We start from the raw sequence: 8,356 nt of genomic DNA, 5'->3' as shown, positions 1-8,356 counted from the left end.
GCCGCTGCAGATGTGGCATTTGATCATCAGTGGTGTGGTGTATTGCAGTTAGGTTATGACCACCACAGCAGCACAAAGCTCAATGCTCTGCTTAATACATCAGACGGCACACCGTGGCCCACCGAGTTAGTTTGTGCTCACACCACTGAAAGTGCCAACCAGCGCGCGGGGGTTGAGGTCAACGTCTCTGCGGCAGAGTACCCACAGGGAGGCTGGTTGTATCCGGCTCAACTCACTGAAAATGTGCTTAACCACCTTGAGAAACGGGGCCTGACTGTACATTATCAGCACCCTATCACTGCGCTGGAACGTACTGATAATCACTGGTTGCTGTCCGGCGTATCAAAAACCTCAGACGCTGAGGAGACTCACAATTCATCTTATCGGCATGCGGTTGTTGTATTGGCTAATGGCCATCGCGTAACGCAGTATACGCAAAGTGAGCGCTTACCTTTATCATCGGTGCGCGGGCAAGTATCACACGTGCCGACGCATCCAGCACTTTCAGCGCTACGTACGGTATTGTGCTACGAAGGCTATTTAACACCAACTGATCTGACACCGATAACGGCTGGCGATAATACACACCACCACTGTTTAGGGGCGACTTACGGGCGCAGTGATACCGATACTGCGTTACGGGCTGCTGATCAGCAGGAGAATCTGGCTAAGTTGCAGCGCAGTTTACCCAATGCGACGTGGGCTAAACAGATACAAACCGGTGACAAAGCACGTGCTGCGATCCGCTGTGCGACCCGCGATCACTTCCCGATGATGGGGGCTGTGCCTGATTATGTTGCAACACTCAGTCAATACGCTGATTTACAACAGCAATTGCGCCAAAGCCCTGAGACTATCGCGCCAGCACCGTATCATCCGGATCTGTTTGTGCTTGCAGCACTCGGTTCACGCGGTTTAACCAGTGCACCCCTGCTGGCCGAGCTGCTGGCCGCGCAAATGAACGGTGAACCTCTGCCATTGGAAGAGGAGATTTTACAGGCGCTAAATCCGAACCGTTATTGGATACGCAAACTGTTAAAAGGCAAACCGATTGTCATGGGTGAACAACATACTGCAAAAGCGGATAGAAATTAAAAATAGCAATAAAGGCAGGAACAAAAACGGGCAATAAAATAAACAAGGCTGTTATGCCAGCAATAATCGGCATAACAGCACTAATTGAGATCTTCCCTGACCCAAAGGACGGGTATATAAGGCACAGCGGATAAGAGAAATTAAATGATGGGCATTAATTGAATAAGTAAAAATCACCGCTCATGCAGCAAAGTTTGCACTTTATTATCCGTTAATGACAGTCAATGGTATCAGGTTATATTACCACTCAATGCCATTTTCAAATAACGTTTATCAATACGGCATTAAGTGCAAAACCTTCACGAGATTTACTGCGCCTGCGTTACTGTGGGTGTGGCTACAGGGGCTTTATCCCTACTCAGTAAGCATTTGCTTCGCTCTTCTGGCTCGCGCTGTTTAATGATCTCGTGCGTTTCATCAACTGCCGGCAATTCAAACCCCATATCATCAAACGCATTAAACCCGACTAAACGATAACCGGCTAAATGCCCAGTAACCGGTACTCTGAACTCAATCTTCTGATTTGGCTCTATCACCGAGTAATCAATGGTGTAGGTTTTTTGCGGAGCACAGTTTTCGGTCAGTGCCAGCACCGTAACATAACCGGAAGTAATTGGTGCATCCCCTTTATTTTGGATTGTTCCACCAACAAAAAACTGCCCATTCGCACCCAGCCCCATATGAAACAATAAATGTGCTTGCCCTGCCGCATACACAGAGGCACTGCTTAACAAAGGAAGTAAGAGCAAAAACCGCCCTATCCTGAAAAAAGAACGCAGTGACATTATTGCTACTCTCCGCAACGCTATACCAAAAAGAAAAACGATATTGAACAAAGAAAAGAATTCACCTTTCCCAATACCGCTGTTTTATATCAATATCTTTTTAAGATTAAGCAGCGCGATGAGAGATAGCAAGGCGAAAAAATGAATATAGCCTTCCATTTTTTGCAACAACGGAAGTACACGTACAAAAACAAAAATGCCAGTCTGAAAAATCAGACCGGCATATATTTATTTTAATCACCCCCTTTATTTCAGGGGTTACTGCTATTTTTTACCAAAAATAGCCAGTGCAGTTACTGTATTCACTTTTGCACCGAGCGGTATGGCAGCCAAATCAACAAAGAAGTCAGGGTTGTGATTTGAGTACGGGAATGGCATGCCTTTGGCGCGTGCCGCAGCAAACAGATCCGGTGGCGCAACACCAATGAGCATGTAAGAGTACGGAACATCAAGCCCTTTGAACGCTTCTTGGAAATCTTCCGACCCCATTACGGCAGGGAACTGTTCAATCAACTTTCCTTTCCCCAACAGTTGTTCAAGCTCTGGATTGATTTTTTCAACCAGTGCCGCATTGTTCACAACCGGACCGGCATTGCCTTTCATGGTACGCGTCGGCATTTTATCTTCCGGAACGCCTGCTGAGATGGCGATACCCCGGTTGACTTCATCAATACGCTTAATCAGTTGCTCACGAATTTCTGGCGTAAACCAGCGCAGATTTAGTTTTAGCTCTGCGGTATTCGGAATGACGTTGTTATCACGGCCTGTCACAATAGAGCCAACTGACAGTACTGCAGCGGCTTGCGGGTCAATATTACGGCTAATAATGGTTTGATACGCCAGCACAGCCTGTGACGCCATAACAACCGGATCTATGGTCATTTGTGGGGTTGAACCGTGGCCACCTACGCCTTGGAACAAGATATCAAGCTGGTCAACACCCGCCATCCGCACGCCGGGAGCACTGGCTACCACACCCACGGGGCCTGGTGCGGTATGTGCACCAAATGCATAATCAGGTTTCGGGAAACCGCGCTCCCAAAGCTTATCTTGCACCATGGCCTGCGCACCGGTACCCAGCTCTTCTGCCGGTTGTGCGTAGACGACCAGTGTGCCTGACCACTCATTTTTCAGATCAACCAAAGCTTTTGCCGTGCCGAGCAACCATGTGGTGTGCGCATCGTGCCCACAGGCATGCATGGCATCAACTTCTGTACCATCCGCTAAACGCTGTTTCTGGGTTGCGGCATACGGCAGGCCGGTCTCTTCGCGTACGGCGTTTGCATCCATATCCGCGCGGTACCAGACCGTTGGGCCATTACCATTTTTAAAGACCCCGACTACACCGGTTTTACCAATGCCTTCTGTTACCTCAAAACCCAACGCTTTGAGCTCTTTACTGACAATGGCGGCAGTTCGCTGCTCTGTAAACGCAATTTCAGGGTGCTGGTGAATATCTTTAAAAATTCCCGTTAGGCGGGCGGTGTCTGCATCAACGGCACTGCTCACTTTTTTAATTAACGCAGAGGAGAGTACTGGCTGACGTGCGCCTGCGGGCGTTGTAGCCGCTGCAACTTCGGTTGTTGCCATGTTTTTACCCTGTGCAGACGGTGAATCGGCAGCCAATGCTAAAAATGAACTCATCAGCGCCGCCAATGGTACAAGCACCCGTGAATGTGATAAACGCATATTAACTCCTTTTTTATATACACTGCTTTAATACTACACGCTAAAACAGTGTTCAACAAAAAACTGCTTTTATTAACATTGGGCACAACTCAGGGCAGCTTTGCGGCAATGCTTTCAGTTTTCTTATTTCTGCAACCCATCAATTAATTTTTCACTTATCAATAAAAATTAATGGGAAAGGGAAAGGTAACTATATAAAAGGAATATATACCTAATAACTTAAACCAAAGGTAACTGAGCTGCTACTTTTAATAAAAAGAAGAAAAAAAGATTTTAATATACGGGATAAATAAAAACAGAGAATGAAAGTTTCACTCTGGTACTATTCACCAAAGAGATTATTTATTAAAGGAGTGATATATAACAAAAACCATTCATCAGCGATGCTATTTATTACAAGTGCTATTTTTGCAAAAAAAAAACATCAATCAACGGTAATCCGCTGCAATAAAAAACCAGAAGTATCCGTAAGATATTTCTGGCTCGAGTCAATAAAACCGATATGACGTTACGGTGGTTATGGCTGAATTTGCTGTAACAAACTACCCCATAAGCCACGAACTAACTCTTGATCCGGTGGCGATAGCTCACCGTTAGCAATGGCCGCATTAAGGCTGGCATCAACACAAGCCGCCAGTGCCACAAGGGTATTGTCACCGGCCAGATCTGCCTGTGCTGCTGCCAGTGTAATGTGCCCGCGTAAATAGCCGCCAGCAAATAACTCATCGTCAGTGGCCTGCTCAACCATGTTATCAATCAGGGCTAGTATCCGGCTTTCAAATTCAACTATCTCAACGCTCATGCCTGTTGTTCTCATACTGTATAGGGGGTTACGCGGCCAATTCCACGGTATGAGAGCATATTATCACTGTTTACCGGAACAGTAATTTATCTGTATCCCCATAATTTGTAGTACAAATATTGTCAACCAGTGATCGTTCCTCTTAGCCGACTCACTGCTTTAACCAAAAAAACATGAACCACATCACATATATTCTATTAGTCTTATGCTCATTTTTCAGTACACAGCTCATACATGAAAAACATAAATAAATAAGAATTACTAATGCGAAAAAAAGAGTATTTCATCGTAAAATAGCGCGGTAAGGGTTCGGTATGTTATCTATCGATTAGTAAAAACATATCGGTGAAGTGCTACATTGGTCTATTTTCATGCATGGCGACACTCTTTTATGCTGCTTACTATTTTATATCTAATCGGGATCACGGCAGAAGCGATGACCGGAGCTCTGGCTGCAGGCCGCCGCAAGATGGATCTGTTTGGGGTAATTATTATCGCCAGCGTTACTGCCATCGGCGGCGGATCTATCCGCGATATGCTGCTGGGGCACTTCCCGTTAGGCTGGGTCAAACACCCGCACTATATTGTTATTGTGGCGTGTGCCGCGATTTTAACGGTATGGATTTCACCGGTAATGAAGCATCTGCGTAAGGTGTTTTTGGTGCTCGATGCACTGGGTTTGATTGTCTTTTCGATTATCGGTGCGCAGGTTGCACTGGATATGAACCACGGGCCGATTATTGCGGTGATTGCTGCGGTGATTACCGGTGCATTCGGTGGGGTATTACGTGATTTACTCTGTAATCAGATCCCCTTGGTGTTTCAAAAAGAGTTGTATGCGGGGATCTCTTTTGCATCGGGCATTTTGTATATCGGCTTACCCTACTTTGGTTTAGATCAAAACAGCGTCACCCTGATCACCTTGGTTGCCGGATTTGCTGCACGTTTACTGGCCATGCATTTTTCACTCGGTTTGCCGGTATTTAATTACCAGCAGACAGAAGAGCATTAAATGACGGTATGAAAAACGTAATAGGTAAATACAGATAATCACGAATAAGAGAGAGCCAAAAATAAAAAGGCCGAAGATTGATTAATCTGGCCTTTTTATTGGTCAACATAATGAGAGATTGATCATTCACTCATTGATCAGCCGATGCGCTAACTAACTCATCAGCGAACTAAACCACAGTGAAAACTGCGCGCCATGGCTATCAAACAGCATTTTTCCGGTCATCAATACTGAAACGGTCACAATCATCGGGCGGATCAGCTTTTGCCCACGGGTCATCACCATACCGGCCCCTAAACGAGCGCCAATAAATTGCCCAGCCATCATCACCAGCCCGATACTCCACACCACCTTTCCACCCAGCGCAAAAAACAGTAACGAAGCGATATTTGATGTGCAATTAAGCACTTTTGTGTGTGCGGTGGCTTTAGCCAAATTAAACCCGAGCAACGTAACAAAGGCTACGGCAAAAAATGAGCCCGTTCCTGGGCCAAAAAAGCCATCGTAAAAGCCCACACCAAAACCTGCCGTTAAACCAAATGCGACATACGAAAGACGGCTATGCCGGTCAGTAGCCCCCAGTGTCGGGGTTAGCAAAAAATAGAGCCCTACCGCAACAATCAAAAAAGGTAACACCTGCCGCAGCATGGATGTATCAATAGTTTGCACCAGCAGCGTACCCAATACCGAGCCGATAAAGGTGCAACCAATCATAAACTTGATATCAGTTAATTTTACCGCCCCTTGTCGGATAAAATACCAACTGGCAGAAAATGAGCCCCCTGTTCCCTGTAATTTATTTGTCCCCAGAGCCATGGCCGGTGGCAACCCTGCCGCCAGCAGTGCCGGAACAGTAATTAACCCGCCACCACCGGCTATAGCATCAATAAAACCTGATAGCATGGCCGCCGCAAACAACAATGCGATAATTTCAACCGAAAACCCGAATTCCAACTGGCATCCTTACTTCTATTTCTGGGGCAAGATCGCCATTTTAGCGCGTAATGAAACCTCAACAAAGGAACTGGATCGCATGTTATATATCATTTATGACTATTTCTGAGGGCGACATAGGGCCGCTCATCGTCATAAATAAAACAGTTTGATTTATTGTGGTGGTTTATAAAATTGGGCGCGGATTCAAGATAATAATTTTTACTCGAAAGTTAATTAAATTCATTTAAATTGTAACAATCAATCAGGTATGCTGATTAAATAAAAATAGAATAAATTCATCACACAAATATATAATTCACAGAAAACTGCTCGCAATCATAAATTATAAATAAAACAAAAATGTAAATAACCTACTGACTAAAATCGAATATTGACCACGATGCAGCATCACTTAATTTATCATTCAGTTAATAACTCAACGCAACTTAACTCATATTAACTTAATACAGATTTGTGAGCAGTGCCCTTTTAATAATCACCATGCAGATCAACTTCACGTAACCTGACTGTGAGTGATTGACCTGATTTATCTATTCATGCGAAAGTCGCCGCTCTTAAAATAACCATATTATGCTGTGCATATGGATGTTCAGTGGTTTTTATTACAATTTCAGCTTAACGTAGATTAGCGCATGTCAGTACTTCGCTATTAACAGATTATGTTTTACAGCGTGATAACCGACATAATGTGTGTGCACTATGTTGTACATACAAAATAATAAAGCTGATAACAATTTTCTTTTTCTACCTGATATACATCATTTTTGTTACAAGGATATCCTACATGGTAGCTCTCATCAGTTTGGTTGTTGTATTTGCAACCGGTTATCTGATCGTTAAAAAATATAATCCGCAAATGGTTCTTTTTATGGCGGGTATCATTTTATTAGCATCAGCCATTTTACTTGAAACAGGCACACCGCTTCCAGAAGCAAAATCAAGTGGCTCTGTCTGGCTTGATATTTTCTATTATATTAAAGGCATGATGGGCAGCACCGTTGCCGATCTGGGTCTGATTATCATGGCCGTAGGTGGCTTTGCTAAATATATGGATCATATCGGTGCATCCCGCGCACTGGTAGCGATTTCAACCCGACCGCTTTCGATCATTCGTAACCCCTATTTAGTGATGGCAATGGGCTATATCTTAGGCCAATTGCTAAATATCTTTATTCCTAGTGCGGCAGGTTTGGGTCTGTTACTGATGGTAACTATGTACCCTATCATGATCAATTTAGGGGTCAGCCGTATGTCAGCGGCAGCCGTGATTGCAACAACAGCCTGTTTGGATCTTGGCCCAGCATCGGGCAACGTTAATCTGGCATCTAAAATTGCTGAGATGCCGGTTACAGAGTACTTCCTGACCTATCAAGGCCCTGTTGCTATTGCCGGAATGCTGACGATTGCGGTTTTGCACATGGTCGTACAGCGCTGGTTTGATCTGCGTGAAGCTAAAAATCCGGTGGCGTATGAAGAGACTGAAAATACCGAACAGACCTTGAGCACGCCGCCACTGTGGTATGCCCTGTTCCCGATGATCCCGCTGATCCTGATTTTCACATTCAGTAAAATGATCATCTCAACGGTGAAAATTGATGTTGTAACCGCTATGCTGATCAGCTTTGCGGTAGCCATGGCTGTCGAGACTCTGCGTTTTGGCGGTAAAAAAGTCTTCAAAGATATATTGGTGTTCTTTGATGCCATGGGTAAGGCTTTTGCGCGCGTTGTCAGCCTGATTATTGCTGGCCAAACACTGGCACACGGCCTGAAAGCTATTGGTATTTTGGATATGGTGATCCACGGGGCGATTGCTTCAAATGTTTCGCCAGTTTTCCTCGTGTTGCTGATGGTAGTTATTATTACCGTTGCGGCATTCCTGATGGGGTCAGGTAACGCACCTTTCTTCTCATTCGCCGCTATGGTACCGGATATTGCAGGGAAAGTAGGTATTCATGCCGTTTCCATGTTGCTGCCAATGCAACTAGCTGCCGGTATTGGCCGCACCATATCCCCAAT

7 protein-coding genes are annotated in these 8,356 nt (G+C 45.0%); 3 read left to right on the top strand and 4 right to left on the bottom strand.

The genetic code is table 11. From position 1 onward, the window contains the following. Positions 1–1,095: FAD-dependent 5-carboxymethylaminomethyl-2-thiouridine(34) oxidoreductase MnmC (mnmC, locus tag ACRC27_RS08290; protein ID WP_438639653.1), on the top strand; the 1,095-nt coding region annotated here is incomplete at its 5' end. 308 nt (positions 1,096–1,403) lie between these two features. Here the strand turns inward: mnmC and ACRC27_RS08285 are convergent. From ACRC27_RS08285 to ACRC27_RS08275, 3 genes are all read right to left on the bottom strand, one after another. After that, the gene (locus ACRC27_RS08285; RefSeq protein WP_438639652.1) at positions 1,404–1,844 is read right to left on the bottom strand and encodes a membrane-associated Zn-dependent protease 1; all 441 of its coding nucleotides are present in this window, start codon (positions 1,842–1,844) and stop codon (positions 1,404–1,406) included. A gap of 300 nt (positions 1,845–2,144) precedes the next feature. Then, positions 2,145–3,569 (bottom strand): amidohydrolase, encoded by a 1,425-nt coding sequence (locus ACRC27_RS08280; protein ID WP_438621619.1) that lies wholly within the window; start codon positions 3,567–3,569, stop codon positions 2,145–2,147. Between the two features lie 517 nt (positions 3,570–4,086). Then, entirely contained in the window at positions 4,087–4,371 is a 285-nt protein-coding gene (locus ACRC27_RS08275) for a YfcL family protein (RefSeq protein ID WP_438621618.1), read from the bottom strand. A 391-nt stretch (positions 4,372–4,762) separates the two neighbouring features. Between ACRC27_RS08275 and ACRC27_RS08270 the strand changes: the two genes are divergently transcribed. After that, positions 4,763–5,383, top strand: coding sequence for a trimeric intracellular cation channel family protein (locus ACRC27_RS08270; RefSeq protein ID WP_438621617.1), 621 nt, complete (start codon positions 4,763–4,765; stop codon positions 5,381–5,383). A 153-nt stretch (positions 5,384–5,536) separates the two neighbouring features. On the opposite strand, the gene ACRC27_RS08265 is transcribed toward ACRC27_RS08270, so the two are convergent. Continuing rightward, on the bottom strand, positions 5,537–6,337 hold the full coding sequence (locus ACRC27_RS08265; RefSeq protein ID WP_438630204.1) for a TSUP family transporter: 801 nt from the start codon (positions 6,335–6,337) through the stop codon (positions 5,537–5,539). A gap of 787 nt (positions 6,338–7,124) precedes the next feature. On the opposite strand from ACRC27_RS08265, the gene dcuC reads away from it, so the two are divergent. Beyond that, a partial coding sequence (gene dcuC, locus ACRC27_RS08260) for a C4-dicarboxylate transporter DcuC (RefSeq protein ID WP_438639651.1) occupies positions 7,125–8,356 on the top strand: 1,232 nt, incomplete at its 3' end.

Origin of the sequence: Plesiomonas sp., assembly GCF_051650925.1 — a bacterium.
Classification (GTDB): Bacteria; Pseudomonadota; Gammaproteobacteria; order Enterobacterales; family CAMTGL01; genus Plesiomonas.
This window is presented reverse-complemented; position numbering and strand designations above follow the sequence as displayed.

Coding starts and splice junctions, on each gene's coding strand:
- ACRC27_RS08280 (WP_438621619.1), bottom strand. CDS start 3,569: ATGCGTTTATCACATTCACGGGTGCTTGTACCATTGGCGGCGCTGATG.
- ACRC27_RS08275 (WP_438621618.1), bottom strand. CDS start 4,371: ATGAGCGTTGAGATAGTTGAATTTGAAAGCCGGATACTAGCCCTGATT.
- ACRC27_RS08270 (WP_438621617.1), top strand. CDS start 4,763: ATGCTGCTTACTATTTTATATCTAATCGGGATCACGGCAGAAGCGATG.